Origin of the sequence: Gordonibacter sp. 28C, from assembly GCF_003339845.1 — a bacterium.
Classification (GTDB): Bacteria; Actinomycetota; Coriobacteriia; order Coriobacteriales; family Eggerthellaceae; genus Gordonibacter.
Genome location: NZ_PPTR01000001.1, coordinates 503,244 through 523,210 on the forward strand (window position 1 = coordinate 503,244; position 19,967 = coordinate 523,210).

Annotated in this window: 17 protein-coding genes; 13 read left to right on the forward strand and 4 right to left on the reverse strand. The window is 66.0% G+C overall.

What is annotated here, in order from left to right; translation table 11 throughout:
- Positions 1-3 precede the first annotated feature (3 nt).
- Genes fdhF through C1878_RS02055 form a run of 3 tightly spaced genes read left to right on the forward strand, consistent with a single transcriptional unit; the run spans position 4 to position 3,604 of the window.
- Positions 4-2,397 carry a formate dehydrogenase subunit alpha gene (fdhF, locus tag C1878_RS02045; protein ID WP_114600029.1) on the forward strand — a complete coding sequence of 798 codons (2,394 nt, stop codon included), beginning with the start codon at positions 4-6 and terminating at the stop codon, positions 2,395-2,397.
- Complete coding sequence (locus tag C1878_RS02050; RefSeq protein ID WP_114600030.1) at positions 2,394-3,035, forward strand: 4Fe-4S dicluster domain-containing protein; 642 nt, start codon at positions 2,394-2,396, stop codon at positions 3,033-3,035. The genes fdhF and C1878_RS02050 overlap by 4 nt, the downstream gene beginning before the upstream one ends.
- Positions 3,032-3,604, forward strand: a complete 573-nt coding sequence (locus tag C1878_RS02055) for a 4Fe-4S dicluster domain-containing protein (RefSeq protein WP_114600031.1) — start codon at positions 3,032-3,034, stop codon at positions 3,602-3,604. Before C1878_RS02050 ends, C1878_RS02055 begins: the two co-directional genes overlap by 4 nt.
- A 13-nt stretch (positions 3,605-3,617) precedes the next feature.
- Here C1878_RS02055 and C1878_RS02060 read toward each other — a convergent pair whose 3' ends face one another.
- Entirely contained in the window at positions 3,618-4,694 is a 1,077-nt protein-coding gene (locus C1878_RS02060; protein WP_114600032.1) for a Xaa-Pro peptidase family protein, read from the reverse strand.
- Between the two features lie 419 nt (positions 4,695-5,113).
- Here C1878_RS02060 and tsaE point away from each other — a divergent pair, with 419 nt between their 5' ends.
- A complete protein-coding gene (tsaE, locus tag C1878_RS02065) occupies positions 5,114-5,629 on the forward strand; it encodes a tRNA (adenosine(37)-N6)-threonylcarbamoyltransferase complex ATPase subunit type 1 TsaE (protein WP_114600120.1) in 516 nt (171 codons plus the stop codon).
- Positions 5,626-8,229 (forward strand): tRNA (adenosine(37)-N6)-threonylcarbamoyltransferase complex transferase subunit TsaD, encoded by a 2,604-nt coding sequence (gene tsaD / locus C1878_RS02070; RefSeq protein WP_114600121.1) that lies wholly within the window; start codon positions 5,626-5,628, stop codon positions 8,227-8,229. The genes tsaE and tsaD overlap by 4 nt, the downstream gene beginning before the upstream one ends.
- 504 nt (positions 8,230-8,733) lie before the next feature.
- On the opposite strand, the gene C1878_RS02080 is transcribed toward tsaD, so the two are convergent.
- The 3 genes from C1878_RS02080 to C1878_RS02090 all read right to left on the reverse strand — a co-directional run bounded on the left by C1878_RS02080 (position 8,734) and on the right by C1878_RS02090 (position 12,152).
- Positions 8,734-10,041: an MFS transporter gene (locus C1878_RS02080; RefSeq protein WP_158539662.1), complete on the reverse strand. Its 1,308-nt coding sequence runs from the start codon at positions 10,039-10,041 to the stop codon at positions 8,734-8,736.
- A 65-nt stretch (positions 10,042-10,106) separates the two neighbouring features.
- Entirely contained in the window at positions 10,107-10,850 is a 744-nt protein-coding gene (locus C1878_RS02085) for a class I SAM-dependent methyltransferase (RefSeq protein ID WP_114600033.1), read from the reverse strand.
- 183 nt (positions 10,851-11,033) lie between these two features.
- Complete coding sequence (locus C1878_RS02090) at positions 11,034-12,152, reverse strand: BREX system ATP-binding domain-containing protein (protein WP_114600034.1); 1,119 nt, start codon at positions 12,150-12,152, stop codon at positions 11,034-11,036.
- 263 nt (positions 12,153-12,415) lie between these two features.
- Here C1878_RS02090 and C1878_RS02095 point away from each other — a divergent pair, with 263 nt between their 5' ends.
- From C1878_RS02095 to nadE, 8 genes are all read left to right on the forward strand, one after another.
- Positions 12,416-13,759 (forward strand): coproporphyrinogen III oxidase family protein, encoded by a 1,344-nt coding sequence (locus tag C1878_RS02095; RefSeq protein ID WP_114600035.1) that lies wholly within the window; start codon positions 12,416-12,418, stop codon positions 13,757-13,759.
- Positions 13,760-13,999: 240 nt separating this feature from the next.
- On the forward strand, positions 14,000-15,355 hold the full coding sequence (locus C1878_RS02100; RefSeq protein WP_114600036.1) for an amidohydrolase family protein: 1,356 nt from the start codon (positions 14,000-14,002) through the stop codon (positions 15,353-15,355).
- Positions 15,356-15,359: 4 nt separating this feature from the next.
- Entirely contained in the window at positions 15,360-15,560 is a 201-nt protein-coding gene (locus C1878_RS02105) for a CASC3 protein CASC3 (protein ID WP_114600037.1), read from the forward strand.
- 316 nt (positions 15,561-15,876) lie between these two features.
- Complete coding sequence (locus C1878_RS02110; protein ID WP_114600038.1) at positions 15,877-16,710, forward strand: twin-arginine translocase TatA/TatE family subunit; 834 nt, start codon at positions 15,877-15,879, stop codon at positions 16,708-16,710.
- 3 nt (positions 16,711-16,713) lie between these two features.
- A complete protein-coding gene (tatC, locus tag C1878_RS02115; protein WP_114600039.1) occupies positions 16,714-17,553 on the forward strand; it encodes a twin-arginine translocase subunit TatC in 840 nt (279 codons plus the stop codon).
- A 58-nt stretch (positions 17,554-17,611) separates the two neighbouring features.
- Positions 17,612-18,004, forward strand: a complete 393-nt coding sequence (locus C1878_RS02120) for a hydrogenase maturation nickel metallochaperone HypA (RefSeq protein WP_114600040.1) — start codon at positions 17,612-17,614, stop codon at positions 18,002-18,004.
- Between the two features lie 189 nt (positions 18,005-18,193).
- Positions 18,194-18,844: a hydrogenase nickel incorporation protein HypB gene (gene hypB / locus C1878_RS02125; RefSeq protein WP_114600041.1), complete on the forward strand. Its 651-nt coding sequence runs from the start codon at positions 18,194-18,196 to the stop codon at positions 18,842-18,844.
- A 148-nt stretch (positions 18,845-18,992) separates the two neighbouring features.
- Complete coding sequence (gene nadE / locus C1878_RS02130; RefSeq protein ID WP_114600042.1) at positions 18,993-19,811, forward strand: NAD(+) synthase; 819 nt, start codon at positions 18,993-18,995, stop codon at positions 19,809-19,811.
- Positions 19,812-19,967: the final 156 nt, after the last annotated feature.

The following is a 19,967-nucleotide window of genomic DNA, read 5'->3' on the forward strand; positions in this document are numbered from 1 at the left end:
CTCATGGAGAAGCATATGGCGGTGTGCCCGTACTGCGGCGCCGGTTGCAAGATGAACCTGGTGGTGGAAAACGGCCTGGTCATCGAGGCAGAAGGTCTGGACGGCATCACGAACGAGGGCGAGCTGTGCCTGAAGGGCCTCTACGGCTACGACTTCATCAACGACACGCGCATCCTCACCCCGCGCATCTACCACCCCATGATCCGCCGCGAGAAGGGCGCGCCGCTCGAGCGCGTGAGCTGGGACGAGGCGCTCGACTTCACAGCCTCGCGCCTGCGCGCCATCATCGAGGAGAGCGGGTCGGAGGCCGTCATGCTCACCGGCTCCTCGCGCGGCGCCGGCAACGAGGCGAACTACGTCATGCAGAAGTTCACGCGCGCGTGCCTGGGCACGAACAACATCGACAACTGCGCGCGCACCTGCCATGCGGCCAGCGTCATCGGACTCATGGAATGCGTGGGGTCGGGCGCCATGAGCGTGAGCATCCCCGTGCTGGAGCGCACGGACTGCATCCTGCTCATCGGCTACAACCCGGCGGCCAGCCACCCCATCGTGGCGCGCCGCATCGTGAAGGCGAAGGAGCGCGGCGCCGATCTCATCGTGTGCGACCCGCGCGTCATCGAGTCCGCTCGCATCGCCGACCTCTACCTGCCGCTGGAGAACGGCTCGAACCTGGCACTCGTGAACGCGCTGGCCTACACCATCATCGACGAGGACCTGGCCGATTGGGATTTCATCGACAACCATACCGAGGGCTTCGACGCGTGGTGGGAAGTGGTGCAGGAGTACGCGCCCGAGGACGTGGCCGACGTCACGGGCCTCGCGCCCGAGCTCGTCCGCCACGCCGCCCGCCGCTATGCCAAGGCCCCCTCGGCCGTGGTGGGCTGGGGGATGGGCGTGACCCAGCACGCGCAGGGCGTGCAGACCGTGCGCGCCATCGCGGCGCTCGCGCTCATCACGGGGCACATCGGCCGCCCGAACAGCGGCCTCGCTCCCGTGCGCGGGCAGAACAACGTGCAGGGCTCGTGCGACATGGGCATGTGGCCGAGCCTCTATCCCGGCTACCAGCGCGTGGACGACCCGGCCGTGCGCGCGAAGTTCGCCGCCGCATGGGGCGTTCCCGAGGAGCGCCTGTCGCTCCAGGAGGGATGGAAGCTCACCGACCTGCCGCACGGCGTGGCCGAGGGGAAGATCCGCGCGTTTTACAACTTCGGCGAGGACCCGCTGCAAACCGAGCCGGACACGGCGCAGATGCGGAAAACGCTGGAAGGGCTCGACCTGCTCATCAGCCAGGATATCTTCATGACGCAGACCACCGCGCTGGCCGACGTCGTGCTGCCCGCCACGTCGTGGGGCGAGCACGACGCCGTGTACACCGCGTCCGACCGCTCGTTCCAACTCACCACCGCCGCGCTGCTGCCTAAGGGCGAGTGCCGCCACGACTGGGAGATATTCGCCGACCTGTCCACGCGCATGGGCTATCCCATGCATTACGAGAACACGCGCGAGATATGGGATGAGGTGCGCTCGCTCTGCCCACAGTTCGCCGGTGCTTCCTACGAGAAGATGGCGGGGTTAGGCTACGCGCAGTGGCCCATATACGCGGATGCGGCTGACGACCCCGACAACCACGGCACGTCCGAGCTGTACGCCGGCGGCGCGTTCACCACGCCCGACGGCAAGGGGCATCTGCAGGCGGCGCACTGGCGCCCGCCCACCGAAGAGCCCGACGAGCGCTACCCGCTCGTGCTGTGCACGGTGCGCGAGGTGGGGCACTACTCCTGCCGCTCGATGACCGGCAACTGCAAGGCGCTGGCCGCGCTGGCCGACGAGCCCGGCTACGTGAGCATGAGCCCGGCCGACGCCGAGGCGCGCGGCATCGAGGAGGAAGAGCTGGTGCAGGTGACGTCGCGCCGCGGGAAGATCGTCGCGCGCGCGGCCATCGACGAGCGCATCAACGGCGGCGCCGTGTACATGACCTACCAGTGGTGGGTGGGCAAGTGCAACGAGCTCACGCTGCACGCGGTGGACGGCGAGTCGGGCACGCCCGAGGACAAGTACAGCGCCTGCCAGGTGGAGGCCATCGCCGACCAACGCGGAGCCGAGGAGCGCCTTGCGGAAGCGTACGCCGAGCTCAAGGCTCGCCTGGCCGCCGAAGCCGACCGACAGAACCCGCCGGAGAATGCGGAACCGGCAGCGGACGCGGCCGACCCCAACTCTGTCATCCTGAGCGAAGGCGGCGCAGCCGCCGTAGTCGAAGGATCCCGCGCGGCGACAGCGAACAACTCCTCGGACCCCGCCAGCTCCTCCCCTCCGCCCAGCGCGTTCGCCCCGCACGAGGCCGAAGTCGCGGGCCGCGCGCTCTACGCGGACGGCGAAGAGGAGACGCTCGTATGAACCGCTTCGTCGTGTCCGATCCGTCGCGCTGCATCGGCTGCGGCGCGTGTCGGGTGACGTGCAGCGAGGCGCATCGCAAGCGCGCGCTGCGCCCGGCGTCGCGCATCTCGCTCGTGAAGACGCGCGACGTTTCAGCGGCCGTGACCTGCCACCAGTGCGAGGGCGCGCCGTGCCTGTCGGTGTGTCCCGAAGGGGCCATCTACCAGGAAGGCGATCGCCTGCAGGTGGACGAGGCGCGCTGCACGGGCTGCCTGCTGTGCGCGCTCGTGTGCCCGTTCGGCGCCGTCTACCCCTCGTCGCCTTCGACGGCGCACGTGAAGGCGGCGCCGTACAGCCGCGCGTCGTCGGCGCGCTCCGCGGGCTTGCTGCGCCAGAAGGAAACGGGAGCGTACACGAGCGTGGTGGTGTGCGACCTGTGCGCGAAGGCGCCCGACGGCCCCCGCTGCATCGCCGCCTGCCCCACGAAGGCGTTGTCGCTGATGGACGAGGGGGCGCTCAGCCATCTGGCGCGCGAACGCCGCATCGACGCCATCGAGAAGACGAACGTCGCCATGCAGGGCACCGCCCAGCTGGCTGAGCTGCTCGCGGCCGAAGCCGCGTTCGAGGCGGCCGACGTCGACGAGGAGGCGCGCCCATGAGTCCCGTCAAACCGCGCGTGCCGAACTCCATCTCGCACGGCCAACCGCGCACGCCGGTGCGCTCGCAGGGCGCGGTCGGCGGAAGCGGCGCGGATCGGGTTTCCGCCGACCAGGGCAAGCCGCATCACGATTTCGGCCGCTGCATCGCCTGCGCCGCCTGCGCTGCGGCGTGCGACACCACCGCCATCCGCATCTTCGTCGACGAGGACGAGGGCATGCTCGTGTGGACGCTCGACCTGTACGACTGCACCTGGTGCGGCCGCTGCGCCGCCGCCTGTCCCACGGGCGCTATGGGTCTGGTGGCCGGCGGCGCCGGGGGCGCAGCGGCGTTCGCCGACGACCCCGAGCCTCCGAAACGCTGCCTGTTCGCCCTGCGCGAGTGCGCCTCGTGCGGCCGCTACTACGCCACGAACAAGGAGGTGGAGTACGCCAGCTCCCTGCTCGAGCAGGAGGAAGGCAACGCCGACGCCGCCCGCGCCCTCGCCCTCACCGGCGTTTGCCCCGATTGCAAGCGCCTCCACGACGCCAAGGCCGCGGGCCGGCGAGCCGGCATGAAGCGCAAACCGTAACCGCCGGTTGCCCTTACGAAAGCACCTCCAGCTCGTGCGGGTGCTCGTTCAGCACCTCGCAGCCGTCTTCGGTGACGATGACCAGGTCCTCTATGCGCACGCCGAACTCTCCGGGCAGGTAGATGCCGGGCTCGATGGAGAAGCACATGCCCGCCTCCACCGGCGCGTCATGCGCCGCCGAGACGTCGCCGGGTTCGTGCACGTCCAGCCCGATCTGGTGTCCCAGCCGGTGCGTGAAGTACGGGCCGTAGCCCGCCTCTTCGATGACGTTGCGGGCCGCCGCGTCGATGTCGCAGAAGCGCACGCCGGGCGCCACCAGCCTCTGCGCCGCCTCGTTGGCGCGGCGCACCGTTTCGTACACCTCGCGCTGCTTGGGCGTCGGCTCGCCGAAGAAGAACGTGCGCGTCATGTCGGCGCAGTACTCGTCCTGACGGCAGCCCACGTCGAACAGCACCACGTCGCCGGCGGCCAGGCGCGTGCCGTCGGGTTCGTGGTGCGGGTCGGCCGCGTTCTTCCCGAAGCTGACGATGGGCGCGAACGAGTGCCCCTGCGCACCCAGCTCCCGGTAGATGCCCTCCAGCTGGCCGGCCACTTCGGCCTCGGTCACTCCCTCGTGCACGAGCTCCTTGAAGCGCGCCATGCCCGCGTCGTTCGTGCGCGAGGCGGCGCGCATGAGGTCGCGCTCCGCGGCGCTCTTGATGGCTCGCGCGTCGTCCACCGCGTCGGATGCCAGCACGAAGCCGCTCGCCGCGCCGCGCTCCATGAGCGGGATGAGGAAGCGGGCCGCCAGGTTCTTGTCGCAGCCCAGCGGCCGCGCGGGGTCGAACAGCTCGCCCGCGAGCGCCAGCGGGTCGTCGGTGTCCTTGAAGGCGCGCACGTCGCAGGGGATGCCGTCGGGTGCGCCGAACAGCTCGTTCAGCAGCAGCACCGGCTTGCGGCCCACGGAAAGCGCAAGGCCCAGGAAGCGCTCGCCCGGCTCGACGTACGCGCCGGTCAGGTACTGGATGGATCGCGGATCGCATGCGAGCATCTGCGAAAGGCCGCGTCGCTCGAGATTCCGCACGACGGCTTCGATGCGTTCTTCGTACATGGGGTGCCTCCTGTCGTGTTCTGGTTGCTTGTTGCGATGATAGTGCAAAAGACGCGTTCCGCGATGGGCATTTCGCCGCTTTGCATGAAACTACGGTTGGCGAGTGGGTTTCGCATGCGGAATGTGGGCAAGGCAGCCAGGTCTCATGAGATACCATCAGCAGAGTCATGGACAAAAACAGAGCTATGGCCTGTGCGAAATGAGATTCCAGATCTGGAAATCCAGCCACCTGGCCTTTCTTCTCGAACTAGTGCATCAGGGGCCTTGGTCGAAGCGCGTTTTTTGCCATGCGACGAAAATTTGTCCACGTCGGCAGCGGCGAGGCGCCCTTGCAGGGGCGGCGGCTGGCGCGATGAAGGATTCCCGTTTCCCTGCGCATGCCGTGGCCTGCGCGGATGCGTTGGCGTATCATATGCGTTATGGCTACCGGACTTACCTACACGCGCAAAACCACCTCCCCGGAGGCGACGAAGCAGCTGGCTTCCACGCTGGCGCCCTATCTGCACGAGGGCGACGTCATCGTGCTCTCGGGCGACCTCGGCGCGGGCAAGACGCAGTTCGTGCAGGGGGTGGCGGCGGGTCTTGGCGTGCGCGACCAGGTGACCAGCCCCACGTTCAACATCCTGCTGGAATACCCGGGCGGTGCGCTTCCCCTGTACCACTTCGACCTGTACCGGCTGGAGGATCCCGACGAGCTGGAGGACATCGGCTATTTCGAGACCATCGACGGCGACGGCGCCTCGTTCGTGGAATGGGGGGAGAAATTCCCCTCGTCTTTGCCGTACGGCTATCTGGAAATCTCGATCACTGTGGACGACGACGGCAACCGGCAGGTGCTCGCGCAGTCGTTCGGCGACCGCGCGCGGCAGCTCCTGTTCGTATGGGCGAAGGATTCCAAGTCGCGCCTCATGAAGGCAGCGGGGTGCAACGGGTGAGCGAGGAACGGTTCCGTCCGGAGCGCGCGGCCGATGCCGCCGCTGCGGGCGTTCAAGATGCGCCGCGCTATGCGCTCGCGTTCGACACGGCCAACGAGGTCATCGCCATCGGTTTGGGCGCGCTGCATGCCGAAAGCCGGGCGGTCGAGGTCGCGGCCTCGGTGGAGGCGTCGGCGCATCGAGCCTCGAACACCCAGCTTCTACCGCGCATCGACGCGCTGCTCGCCGAGCGGGGCGTGACGCGCGACGAGCTGGCGTGCGTCGTCGTGGGGCGCGGGCCGGGGTCGTTCACGGGCGTGCGCATCGCCATGGCCACGGCCAAAGGCGTCGCATCGGCGCTGGGCGTGGGGCTGGTGGGCGTGTCGTCGCTCGACGCCGTTGCCTGGAACGCCCGGTTCGCGGGCGTGCGGGGGTCTCTGGCCGTGGTGGCCGACGCCATGCGCAAAGAGGTGTACCCGGTGCGCTACCTTCTTTCGGACGAAGGCGCGCGGCGGCTCGAGGCGGACCGCGTGCTGAAGGCGGAAGAAGCGGCCGGGGAATTGGCCGGGAGGGACGACCTGTCCGAGTCGGCTGGGCAGGGCTCAGTCGCTCAGACAGTCCTCGCTTCGCTGCGGAACTCGCTTGGTGAGCCCTGCCCAGCCGACCCTGTCGATGAGGGCTCTCGAGCTTATTCCCCGGCGCTGTTGCTGGCGGGGGACGGGTTGGCGAAGTACGCCGATTTGTTCTCGTCGGCGGGCGAGGCGCTGCCGGAGGAGCTGTGGGCGCCCACGGGGCGCGGGCTGCTGCTTGCGCTGCAGGCTGCTTGGCGCGCGGGGGAGGCCGATCCCTTCGATGCGGCTCGACACAACCCCGCGTTCGCGCTCCCCGTGTACACGCGCCTGTCGGATGCCGAGGAGAACGAGCGCATCCGCTTGGCGAAGAACGATCCGAAGAACCTCGCCACCGGCGTGCAGGACGTGGCTTTGCGCCGCGACCAGCGCGCGAGCATGCACGACACCGCCATTCTGAACGCGCGCCCCGCCGCAGACGGCATCACGTACAAACCGCTCGACGCCGCGCACGCGGCCGACGTGGCCGCACTGGAATCGCAGGTCATGGGCAGCGACGCCTGGAACGTGAACCTGGTGGCCGACGAACTGCCCCGCGGCGATCGTGTGTGGTGGGCGGCGTACGAACGCGATAGGCTTGTCGGCTACGCCGGCGGGTGGGTCGTGGACGGGCAGGTGCAGATTCTCAAGGTGGGCGTCGACCCGTCGCAGCGCCGACGCGGCATCGCGCGCGAGCTGCTGGCGCGCGTGGCGGCCGATGCGCGCGATTTGGGCGCCGCCATGTGCTCGCTCGAGGTGCGCGCGGGCAACGCCGGCGCGCAGGCGTTCTACGAGGCGCTCGGTTTCCGCGCGCTGGGCACGCGCCCGCGCTACTATTCCGACGGCGAGGACGCCCTTATCCTCGAGGGCCCGCTGCCTCTGGCTTCGCATGATGTGGCGGGCATGGAGTTGCAGGTCGATGCGGCTCGTGCGGAGGCGGCCGAGCGCGCGCAGGCTCCGAGCCCCGCCGTCGCGCGACCGCTCGTCTTGGCCATCGAATCGTCGTGCGACGAGACGGCCGCCGCCATCGTGGACGGAGAGGGCAACCTCGTGGCCGACATCGTGGCCTCGCAGGTGGACTTCCACGCGCGCTTCGGCGGCGTGGTGCCCGAGATCGCCAGCCGCAAGCACATCGAGGCCGTCTGCGGCGTATGCGACGAGTGCCTTGACGTGGCGGCCGCCCACTTGGGGCTCGAACGTCTGACGTGGGCCGACCTCGACGCCGTGGCCGTCACCTATGCGCCCGGCCTCATGGGCGCGCTCGTGGTGGGCGTGGCGTTCGCCAAGGGAGCGGCGTGGGGCGCCGGCAAGCCGTTCATCGGCGTGAACCACCTCGAAGGGCATCTGTACGCGAACAAGATCGGCGCGCCCGACTTCGAGCCGCCCGCCGTGGTGTCGCTCGTGTCGGGCGGCAACACCATGCTCGTGCACATGAAGGACTGGGGCGAATACGTTACGCTCGGCACCACCATCGACGACGCGGTGGGGGAGGCGTTCGACAAGGTGGCAAAAGCGCTCGGCCTGGGCTATCCCGGCGGGCCCGTCATCTCGAAGCAAGCCGCCCTGGGCGACCCGAAGGCCATCGCGTTCCCGCGCGCCATGATGCACTCGGGCGATCTGCGCTTCTCGCTTTCGGGACTGAAGACGGCGGTCGTCACCTACATCAACAACGAGCGCGCCGCTGGGCGCGAGCTCAACATCCCCGACATCGCCGCCAGCTTCCAGCAGGCGGTGGTGGACGTGCAGGTGAAGAAGGCCGAGGCCGCCCTCAAACAGACGGGCGCGCCCACGTTCTGCCTCGGCGGCGGCGTGGCCGCGAATCCCGTGCTGCGCGACGCCTACCGGACCCTGTGCGAGCGACTGGGCGTGCGCCTCACGCTTCCGCCCATGAGCGCCTGCGGCGACAACGCCGGCATGATCGCCCTCGTGGCCCTCGACCGCTACCGTGCCGGCAGGTTCTTTCCCTTGGACGCCGATGCGCAAGCGCATGCGAACTTGGACGAGCCCTACTAATTCATATAGAACATCAGTTCGTTTTATGATATACTGAAGTCATCGATAATCGTATGGCGTTGTGCTCGACCAAGCACCCTCCCGTCCAAAACGCCGAGGACCGAAGGAGGGAATCATGGTCGATTCTTCCGTGAAGCTGTTCAAGAGCCAAGAGATACGTTCCGCATGGAACGAGGACGAGCAGGAGTGGTATTTCTCAGTCGTCGACGTGGTTGGTGCCTAGACGGAAAGCAAGGATCCCGCCGCCTATTGGCGCAAGCTCAAGCAGCGCTTGCTTGAAGAGGGAAATCAAACCGTGACAAATTGTCACGGTTTGAAAATGAAGGCTTCCGATGGAAAAATGCGCATGACGGACGTGGCAACTACTGAGCAAATCCTGCGCATCGTCCAGTCTACCCCCTCCAAGAAAGCCGAACCGTTCAAGCTGTGGCTTGCTCAAGTGGGCTCCGAGCGCATCGACGAGATCGTCGATCCCGAGCTCACGCTCGACCGCGCTCTTGAAACCTATCGCGGGCGCGCGGGCTTCGGATACGAGAACCAGGCCACGACCCAGGAGACCAGGATGCAACCCATCACGCAGCAGATGGTGACGGGAAAGCCTGCCGCATCGTTGACCACGCCCCATATGGCGGAGCCTATGCCGATGCCTATGTCGCTCGCCAGCAGGTACAGCGCGTTCGCGGCGCCCCAACGCTCGGGCGGCGTGTTCTTGACGGCCACTGACTGGTTGAGCGGCATGCTCACGCCCAGGCACGCGCCGTACAGGATGCCGGCCGCGTAATACGCGATCTCGCTCGCGCCGGCGGCGAAAAGCAGCGCAAAGCCGGCGAGCCCGCATGCGGTGGAGGCGGTGAACACCTTGATGGGCGCCACGCGGTCCATGAACGACTTCGACTTGAGGCGCACGGCTATCATGCTGAGAGCCGAAAGCGTGTAGAACAGGCCGGGATTGCCCACGCCGAGCGTCGTGCCGTACAGCCCAGCGAAGAAGATGCCGAACCCGAACGCGGGGCTCAGCACAAGCATCGGCAGCGCGCCGGGAAGGGCGCTCGGCTCGAATATGCGCCGCAAGCCGCGCTCGCCGCTTTCCTCCGGCTTCGCGTCCGCGGCCCTGCGCTCGCGCTCTTCGAAGAGGCGCCGGTACGCCGCGGTGGCGGGCAGACGCGAGGGATTGCGCTCGTAACGGCAGAACGCGGTGAGCACCACGCAGAGCGCGGCGATGCCCGCCAGGCCGAGATAGAGGTTGGCGGCGGGGTCGGTGTTCACCAGCAGCAATGCCAAGGCGGGGCCCACCGACATGGCTAGCGCCTGCCCCAACCCGTAATAGCCGATGCCCTCGCCCAAGCGGGATCGCGGCAGCACGTCGGCGGCTGCGGTGGCCGACGCCGTCGTGGCTGCGGAGAAGCCCACGCCCTGCACGATGCGGCAGACCACGAAAACGGTGTCGTTCGCGCTGAGGGCCGGAAGCAACGTGCCGACCAGCAGCAGCACCGCCCCGACCGCCATCACGCGCAGGCGTCCGGCGCGATCCACGAGCGGCCCGCACACGATGCGCGCCACGGCGGCCGAGGCGGAGAACACGGCGGCGAGCGCGCCGGCGAAGGCGGCGCTGTTTCCCATGCGTGCGAGGAACACCGAGGTCCCCGAATTGAGGCCCTGTCCCACCATGAAGCAGCACAGGGTTGCCGCCACGATGGCCACGAACAAGGGCGACCAAAGGCGCTCGCGCCCGCCCGTGCGGGCTTCGGCGCGCGCTGCGGTTGCGGGGGCCTCGTTAGATTCTTCGTCGATATGCGCTGCGTCAGATGCCATGCTTCCATCTTACGCCGTCAACCGGTCGATGCATCGTACCGATTGTTTGATTTTCTCGTAGGCGTCTACGCAGGTTTCTTCGCCACATGCACGGCCGCGATGCCGCCGGTGTAGTTCTTCCACGTCACGTCGCAAAATCCCGCGTCCTCCATCAGCGAGGCCAGTCCCTGCTGGTCGGGAAATGCGCGTATGGAGCGCGCCAGGTACACGAACCCGTCGCGATCGCCCGTGATGAGGCCGCCCCAGAACGGTATGAGGTGCTTCAGGTAGAACGTGTACAGCGCGCGCCACACGCGGTTCGGCGGGGTGGAGAACTCCAGGCACACCAGCGAGCCGCCCGGCTTCAGCACGCGGAACATCTCGGCGAGCGCCCGGGGCCGGTCGGGCATGTTGCGTATGCCGTAGGCCATGGTGACGGCGTCGTAGCTCGCATCGGCGTAGGGGATGTCCTGGGCGTCCACCACCTCGAAGTCGACGGGCACCCCCTCGGCCGCCCCCTCGTCGCGGTGCATGCGCGCCACGTCGAGCATCTCGGGCACCAGGTCGGTGCACTGGATATGGGCCGGGTGCTTCGCCCGGGCCACGGAGAACGTCACGTCGCCCGTTCCGCCCGCGATGTCCAGCACGTCGTCGCCGGACCCGATGGGAGCCTGCTTCATCATGCCGGCCAGCCACACCTTGTACGCGCCGAAGCTCGACACGGCGTTGAACCGCTCGTACTTCTTCGCAATGGACGAGAATATGTCTTTTACCCGCTCGGAGGATATCTCCGCGGGTGCTTCCTTGCCGGTGGCGGTGTCGATGCTCACAGATGCTGCTCCAAAACTGAAGGTTGCCGTGCGAATAAAAGCCCAGTATACGTCACGCCGCAATCCTCGGCTCGCGTTTTCGGCCAAGAAGCACGAAGGAGCCGGAAATACGTGCGCGAACGCTTTTTAAGTCGAACGAGCGTGGCTTTCGCGCGCATGCCTGCGGGGGGGGGGTATTCGCCCCTAGAAGTCGGATATGATTTCGCTGGTCTTTCGCAAGTGATCAGCCAGATAAGGGACGGCGAAACGCACAATCCCCCGCCTGGCCGGTTCGATGATGCCGCTATCGATGAGTCGCTTGCGGTACTTCTGCGCATAGTCGTGCGTGACGCCCATGCGCTTGGCCACGTCTGCGATGCGGCTTTCGTACGGGTCTTCGGACATGGCGCTGAGAAAGCAGACATCCTTGTCCGACAGGGCGGCAAGCGTGGTCCCGCATACATCGTTTTCGAAGCTGTTTCGCGCGCTTTCAAGCGCGCTTTCAAGCGCGTCTTCGTCCACGGTGCCGTCCTCTGCCGAATACAGCACCATATTGTGCCCCACGAGCTGAAGAAGATACGGCGATCCGCAGGTCGCTTTCACCGCTTTGCGTCTAAGGTCGGAAGAAACGTGCAGGCCAAGCCGCTCGAACGCTTTCATGAAGAACGCGTCGGTTTCAGCCGGTGCCAAGGGCTCCAACGACATTTTGCTCGCACGGTTCAGAAACGTGAGAACGCGGTCGTTCAGCGTAGCCGAAACCGCTCCTGGCAATCCGGCCATGACAAGCGCGATATCCGCCTGCTTGCCGACAAGCTCCTGATAAGCTGCAACGAGCTGGCGAACCCGAGGATCGTTTCCCTGTATTTCGTCAATAAGCACGAGAACGCCTTTTCCCTGCTGCGCCAGTGCGTCGCAGAGGTGGGAAAGCTTGTAGTGGAAGCTCTTCGATTCCTGGGTGCTTCTGCTGAATTGGAGCCCCGCCGAAAAACCTAAAGCCCCAATGTTCCCACCCGTGAGGTGCGCTGTCTTCTCCTTGATGTAACGCTCGCCGTCGTCCTGTATTTTCTCGACGATTCGGTCGAGCATGTCTTCGATTGCGATGGTGGGGCTTGCCACCACGAACCCTTTGGCTCGAGCGCGATCCGCGAGCTCCCAAAGAAGGACCGTCTTCCCCGATCCTCTTTGCCCTAACAGAAGCGTTGCCCTGCTCCGGCTGCCGGGTGGCTCTTCGAGCCCGGCGAGCATGGCGGAAACAACGTCGCTTCTGCCAACGAGGCAGCTCGGGCGGTTGCCGAATGCCGGAGAGAATACCGTGTCTTTCATACAGGGCCCTTTCCTTTTTTTCCTATTCTTTCTCTTTTTTCCTCTATTGTCAACGGGCGCATGCGAATCCTTGTCTTGCACGGCTTTGGAGCAATGGCCACGGTGAACTGCGGGAAGGCCGCCCGTGCGCGCCGTCTCGTTCTTGGCGGGCGCTCTGCTCCAGGTGGATTTTCGTCAACGCGGGGCAGAAGATCGTGGCAAACCGCCGAAGAAGCCTTACCATGGTGTCGACACATTTCTTCATACACGTAGAGGAGACCTCCATGCTTTCCGAGCGCATGCTTTCGCGCCTGATCCACTCCATGACCAAACGGGAGCTGACCCTGAAGCCCACCGACGAGACGATGATGCCCCCGGCGGAACCTGGGCAGAAATACATGCTCTACCTGCACGTACCTTTTTGCGAGCGCCTGTGCCCGTACTGCAGCTTCAACCGCTACCCGTTCCGCGAGGACGTCGCCAAGCCCTATTTCGCGAACATGCGCAAAGAGATGATGATGCTGAAAGACCTGGGCTACGACTTCGAGAGCATCTACGTGGGCGGCGGCACGCCCACCGTCATGATCGACGAGTTGTGCGAGACGCTCGACATGGCCCGCGACAACTTCGACATTCGGGAAGTGGCGTCCGAGACCAACCCGAACCACCTGACGCAACCGTGGCTCGACAAGCTGCACGGCCGCGTGCAGCGCCTGAGCGTGGGCGTGCAGAGCTTCGACAACGACCTGCTCAAACAGATGGACCGCTACGAGAAGTACGGCAGCGGCGAGGAGATCCTCGAGCGCATCGCCGAGGCCGAGCCGTACTTCGACTCGCTGAACGTGGACATGATCTTCAACTTCCCCTCGCAGACCGAGGACGTGCTCATGGCCGACTTGGAGAAGATCGCGCTGTGCGGTTGCCGCCAGACCACGTTCTCGCCGCTGTACGTGTCGTCCGCCACGACGCGCAAGATGGCCGCCACGCTGGGCAAGGTGGACTACGACCGCGAGTACCGCTACTACCAGATCCTCGACGGGGTGCTGGCCGGCGGCGACGATCCGCTGTTCGAGCGCACCACGCTGTGGACGTTCACGCGCGAAGGCCAGCAGGAGGGCGCCTCGCTTTGCGGCTTCGAGAACTCAAAGCCGCAGATCGAAGAGTACCAGGTGAACTACGACGAGTACCCGGCCATCGGCAGCGGCTCCATCACGCACCTGAACGGCTGCTTGTACGTGAACAACTTCAGCATCAAGGATTACAACGCCGCCATCGAGAGCGGGCGCATGTCCATCATGGGCAAGACGGTGATGAGCGAGCGCGACCTCATGCGCTACCGCTTCCTGCTCGACCTGTACAAGCTGCGCCTGGACAAGCGGGCCTTCGAGCGCGATTTCGGCTGCAGCGTGGAGACCGGTCTTCCCTTGGAGATGGCCTTCATGCGCCTGAACAGGGCGTTCGCAACTGACAACGAGGAAGAGCTCACGCTCACGCCGAAGGGCCGCTACCTCACCGTCGTCATGTACCGCCAGTTCCTCAGCGGCATGAACAACCTGCGCGACCAAGCGCGGGCCGCTCTCACGGGGGCGGAGCGCGAGCTGCTCTTCGGCGACGGGTGTCCGGCGTAGGCACGGCCGCCGAGCCCGCCGAGCCTCCCTTCGCCTCCCGCATGGGCGCGGCCATCCAACCCGCTGCCGCGCCCGTCGCGCCCCCTTTGCCTCCCCGTGCGCCGCGCCCTCCTAAACCGGCGGTGAACTCGCACGCCCGTCCTTCCCTCACGCCGATTGCCCTGTGTGCTTTCGCCGGAGAGGGGGCCGGGAATGCTATGATACGCAGCACACGATTAATCGGGAGATAGGCGGGCCATCATGCTGTTGTGCGCACAATACATTCTTCCCATCACCTCCGAACCGTTCCAGGGCGGCGCCGTGCTCGTGCGCGACGGCCGCATCCGCGATATCGGCACCGTCGATATGCTGAAGCTTCGCTACCCCGACGAGGAGATCGTCGACTACGGCCTGGCCGCGCTCATGCCCGGCTTGGTCGACCTTCACACCCACTTGGAGAACTCCGTCATGCGCGGCATCGTGCACGACGTGCCCTACACCACGTGGATCACGTCCATGTTGGAGAAGAGCGCGAGGATGGACGTGGGCGATTGGTACGACTCCGCCATCCTGGGCGGCCTCGAGGCGCTTTCGAGCGGCATCACCTGCGTAGCCGACATCACCACCACGGGCGCGGCCTGCACGGCCACGCAGAAGCTGGGCATGCGCTCGGTCATCTACCGCGAGGTGGGCGCCATGGACAAGCGGCGCGTCGACTACGCCATGCGCGTGGCCGAGAACGACATCATGCATTGGCGCGAGGAGGTCGACTCGTCCCGCATCACCATCGGCATGGCGCCGGCCGCCATGTACGCGTGCCACCCCTCCGTGTTCGGCAAGGTGTCCGAGTTCGCCCGCCGCGAGAACGCGCCGGTGGCCATGCACATGGCCGGCAACCGCGAGGAGTACAATTTCATCAAGTACGGCTCGTCGCCGTTCTCGGTTCACACCATGGACCAGAAGCGCGGCTACGTGGAGATCCCGCCGTGGCTGCCCACAGGCACGACGCCCGTGCGCTACGCCCTGAACTGGGGGGCGTTCGAGTCGGACAACGTGCTGGCCATCCACTGCGTGCACGTGGACGACGAGGACGTGAAGAAGCTCAAGGAATACGACGTGGCCGTGGCCGTGTGCCCGCGCTGCAACGCCCAGCTGGGCATGGGCGTGGCGCCGCTCACGGAGTTCTTGCGCGCCGGCCTGCGCACCGGCATCGGCACCGACTCTCCGGCCGCCACCGACTCCACCGACCTGCTCGCCGAGATGCGCATCGGCATGTTGGTGCAACGCGCCGTGAACGTGGGCCAGTTCCTGGATTCGGCCACCATGCTGGAGATGGCCACCATCGGCGGCGCCCGCGCGCTCAAGCTGGACGACAAGATAGGCTCGCTCGACATCGGCAAGCGCGCCGACATCGTGGCCGTGGACCTGTCCGGCTCGCACCAGACGCCCACGACCGACCCCGTGTCGGCCGTGGTGAACACGTGCAGCGGGGCCGACGTGCTCATGACCATGGTGGACGGCGTGACGCTGTACGAGAAGAGCAGATGGCACGTGGACGTGGAAGTGGCGAAGAACATCGCCCGCGTCATCGAAATCCGAGGAAAACTGAGGATGTAGGGCAATGGCTAAGCAGCAAAAGTCGGTGGCAAAGCAGAAGAGCGAGCGCATAAAAGCGGCCCAGGAACGCGAGGCCCGCGCGAAAGAGCAGCGCGAGCGCGCCGCGAGGACGAAGCGGATATTCACGGTGGTCATCTGCGTCATACTCGTGCTGGCTCTGGGCATTCCCACGATGGCCCTCATGGTGATGGGCGGCGGATCGTAGGGCGCGGATGCTCCGTCCATTGCGCCGGCTTGAGAAAATCTCGCCGGTTTGTTCGTAGGGGCGCTCTCCAGAGCGCCCGCTCGCGCGGAGCGCGAGAACGCGAGTATCGGCTGCTTTTCCGGCTTCGCCGGAACGGGCGCTCTGGAGAGCCCTTCCTACGAAGGGCGTGCGCGCCTGCTCGGAGCGCCGTTCAATCCCTTGTTTTTTCTGTAGAGCGCTCGCGGCTGCCTTGCCCGAACGCGTTTGTGCTACTATGAATCGTTGCCGCGCGGGGCGCGGCTGACACGTTGAGAGACACCGCGCAAAGGGGTTTGCTTTGTTTGGTATAGGTCCATTTGAGTTTTTCCTCATCCTGCTGTTCGGGTTCCTCATCTTCGGACCCGACAAGCTGCCGGCCATGGCGAAGACGCTGGGCAAGGCCATCGCGAAATTCAGGAGCGCTCAAGAGGAGATGAACAAGGTCATCAAGACGGAAGTCTACGACCCGAACTCCGACGAGCCGTTCAAGAACCCGCTGGACGCCCTGTCAAAGGTGGGCGACACGGCGAAGAACGCCGTGAAGGACGACGGGAAGCAGGAGAGCTTCTCGGAGCGCAAAGCCCGCTACGACAAGGAGCGCGCCGCCAAGAAGGCCGAAGAGGCCAAACTGGGCGCCGCTGCCGCGACCACGGCCGTCGCCGGTGCCGCGGCGGCGACCGCGGCGAAGCCGGCAGCCGCGACCGCGAAGGACGATGCGACGAAGCCGGCCGATCAGGCTCCGGCGAAGGCGAAGCCCTCGGCCGACGAGCTGTACGGCACGAAGCCCGTGGCCAAGAAGGCCGCTGCGGCCAAGACGACGGCCGCCGCGACGGCTTCCAAGGCAGGGACCGATCCCGCAACGGCGAACGCCTCCGCGGATGAGGCCGCGACCGCGAAACCGGTGGCGACCAAGACTGCGGCTGCGAAACCCGCCGCTTCAAAAACCGCGGCCGCGAAGCCGGCTGCCGCCAAAGCCTCTGCTGCGAAACCCGCCGCCAAGACGGATGCCGAAAAGGCCGCCGCCCGTTCGGCCGCGGCGAAGAAGGCCGCCGCGACGCGCGCCGCCAAGAAGAAGGCCGCCGAAGAGGCGGCCAAGATCGCGCCCACGACGACGAACGAGAAGGGGGAATAGCTCATGCCTATCGGACCGGCACGTATGCCCCTGTTCGATCACCTGGGCGAGCTGCGCATGCGCCTCGTTCGCATCGTGGTGTGCCTTGCCATCGCCGTGGTGGTGTTCTACATGGCCACGCCCACGATCAGCCAGTTTCTGCTCCAGCCCATCGCTCCATATCTGCCGGAAGGCGTTGATGGCTTGTTGGCAGGTACGATCGTACTCGATCCATTCGAGGCGTTTGCCACGCGCTTCAAGATATCCATTTGGACCTCTGTTGTCGCCTGCTCTCCAATCATCCTGTGGCAGATCCTCGCATTCTTCTTGCCGGCGCTCAAGCCCAAAGAGCGCAAGTGGTTCGTTCCCACGTTCTGCTCCGCCGTTGCCCTGTTTGTTTTCGGCACGGTATTTTGCTATCTGGTCATCCTCAGCCCGGCGTTCCAGTGGCTGACGGAGCAGGCGGCAGGTTTGGGCGAAGTGGTGCCGAGGGCATCGTCCTATATCGACATGATCATCAAGTTCGAGATAGGCTTCGGTTTCGCCTTCGAACTCCCCCTGATCGTGTTCTACCTGGTTATCTTCGACATTATTCCCTACAAGAAGCTGCGAGGAGCGTGGCGCACGGTTTACGTCGCGCTCATGGTCATCTCGGCCATGGTGACGCCCGACGCCTCGCCCGTCACCATGCTGCTCATGTTTGCCGCTTTGGTGGTGCTGTACGAGGGCAGCCTTCTCATCTCGCGCATCGTGCTGGGCAAGCGCATCAAGAAGCAGAACGCGGACCTCGAACGCGAAGAGGCCGAGGAAAAAGAGTACGAGAAGGAACGCGCGATAAAGAAGGCGAAAAAGGCTAAAGAGTAGCCGAGCCGATCACCGGGGTCCGCCGAATCGGCGGGCCCTTTTTCGTTGAAGGAGCATCATGCATGAATTGGGCATCATGACAGGCGTTTTGGACGCCGTTGAAACGTCCGCCAAGCAGGCCGGCGCCGACAAGGTGCTCAAGGTGAGCCTGTCGGTGGGCGAGATGACCGAGGCCATCGAGGACGCGCTGCGCTTCGCCTTCGAGGCGCTGACGGAGCAAGGGGAGTACGCGCTGTGCGCAGGCGCCGAGCTGGACATCACCATGGTGCGCCCGCGGAGCCGCTGCCTGGAATGCGGTGCGGAGTACGAGCACGATCGCTTCCACATGCTCTGCCCCGAATGCGAGAGCTTCGCCACCGAGCTCATAGCCGGCCGCGAGATGCAGATCGACTCGATCGAGGTGGATATTCCCGACGACGAGGAAGAGCAAGAAGCGCAGCCGGATGAGTAGACGCTACCGGCCGGGGCTAGCGCCGCTGGTCGGACAGACGCCGCTGGCCGACCGTAGGGGCGATCTCCTGATCGCCCGCTCGCGCGAAGCGCGAAAATCAACCGGGAGCTGCGTTTTCCGCCTGCGGCGGAACGGGCGATCAGAAGATCGCCCCTACGGAAAGACGTGCGAGCAGGAAGGACCAGCATTATGCAGATAGACATGAAGCAACCCATCCTCGACAAGAACGACCAGCTGGCATCGGAGCTGCGCGCGCGGTTCGCGGAGAACCGCGTGTTCGTGCTCGACCTTCTGGCCAGCCCCGGGTCGGGCAAGACGTCCACCATCCTGGCCACCATCGACGCGCTGCGCGACGAGTTCAACATCGCCGTCATCGAGGGCGACATCGCCAGCAACGTGGACGCCGAGAAGATAAAGGCCCAGGGCATTCCCGCCGTGCAGATCAACACCGGCGGCGCATGCCATCTGGAAAGCGCCATGCTCAAGCGCGCCGTGGACGTGCTGGATTTGGAGCGTCTCGACCTCATCATCGTGGAGAACGTGGGCAACCTCGTGTGCCCCACCGACTTCGATTTGGGCGAGAACGCCAAGGTCATGATACTGTCTGTGCCCGAGGGCGACGACAAGCCGCTCAAGTACCCTGGCGTGTTCCAAGTGGCCGAGGCCGTGGTGCTGAACAAGGTGGACACCATGCCCGTGTTCAACTTCGACCGCGAGGCGTTCGAGTCGGCCGTTCACCAGCTGAACCCCCAAGCGCCCATCTTCCCCATCGCCGCCACGAAGGGCGACGGCGTGGAGGCGTGGGCCGAGTGGCTGGCCGACCGGATTCGGGCTTTGTAGAAGCCGCACCGACCACGGTTGGCCGCGAATCTGCCGGTTGCCCGCAGGGGCAGGCAACCGGCCTCGCTTCGATAGGGGCGTTAATCGCGGCGAAACAATGGGCGTTCATACTGGGCGCAACGGTTGGCGCGAGCGAAAGGGCTGGCAGATGCAAACAAACGAGCGATACCGCCTCTGCGTTGAGGCGCTGCGGGACTATGCGGGAAACGCCGGGTTCTCCGACGTGGTCATCGGCCTTTCGGGCGGCATGGACTCCAGCATCGTGGCCGTGATGAGCGTGGACGCGTTCGGCGCCGACCATGTGCACGGCGTGCTGCTTCCCGGCCCCTATTCCAGCGACCACTCCTTCGACGACGCGCGCGAGCTGGCGGGCAACCTGGGCGTCGAGACGAGCGTCGTGTCCATCTGCGAGCCGTACGAGGCGTTCGAGCGCGTGCTCGCGCGTGCGTGCGGCGGCGAGCTCGCGGGGCTGGCGGCCGAGAACACGCAGGCGCGCTGCCGCATGGTGTGCCTCATGGCGCTGTCGAACGAGCACGGTTGGATGCTGGTGAACACCGGCAACAAGAGCGAGGCCATGATGGGGTACTCCACGCTCTACGGCGACACGGCCGGCGCCTTCGCCCCCATCGGCGGGTTGTACAAGACCGACGTGTACGACGTGGCGCGCTGGCGCAACGAGCAGGCCGTATCGGCCGGTGCCGTGCCGCCCGTGCCCGAGCGCGTGTTCACGAAACCTCCCAGCGCCGAGCTCTCGCCCGACCAGGAGGACGAGAAGAGCATGGGTATCGACTACCCCACGTTGGACGCGCTGCTGCGCGCCCATATCGAGCGCGGCCTGGACGCTCGAGAGCTCGTATCCGAGGGCTTCGACGCCGCCACGGTCGAGCGCGTGCTGTCCACCGTGCAGGCCACCGCCTTCAAGCGTGCGATGGAGCCCCCGTTCCCCGACGCCGCGTTCTACGCGTAGCGGCTTGCCCCTGCGGTCAACCGACGAAGGCCACGGCAAAAGCCGACCGCTCATCCAACTATGCGAAGATTGCGTGACGCGACCGCGCGCCCTGCGGCGCGGGGCCTTGCGGTCACTATACTCGGCGCATCACGTAAACGCCATGCGAGTGCGCAA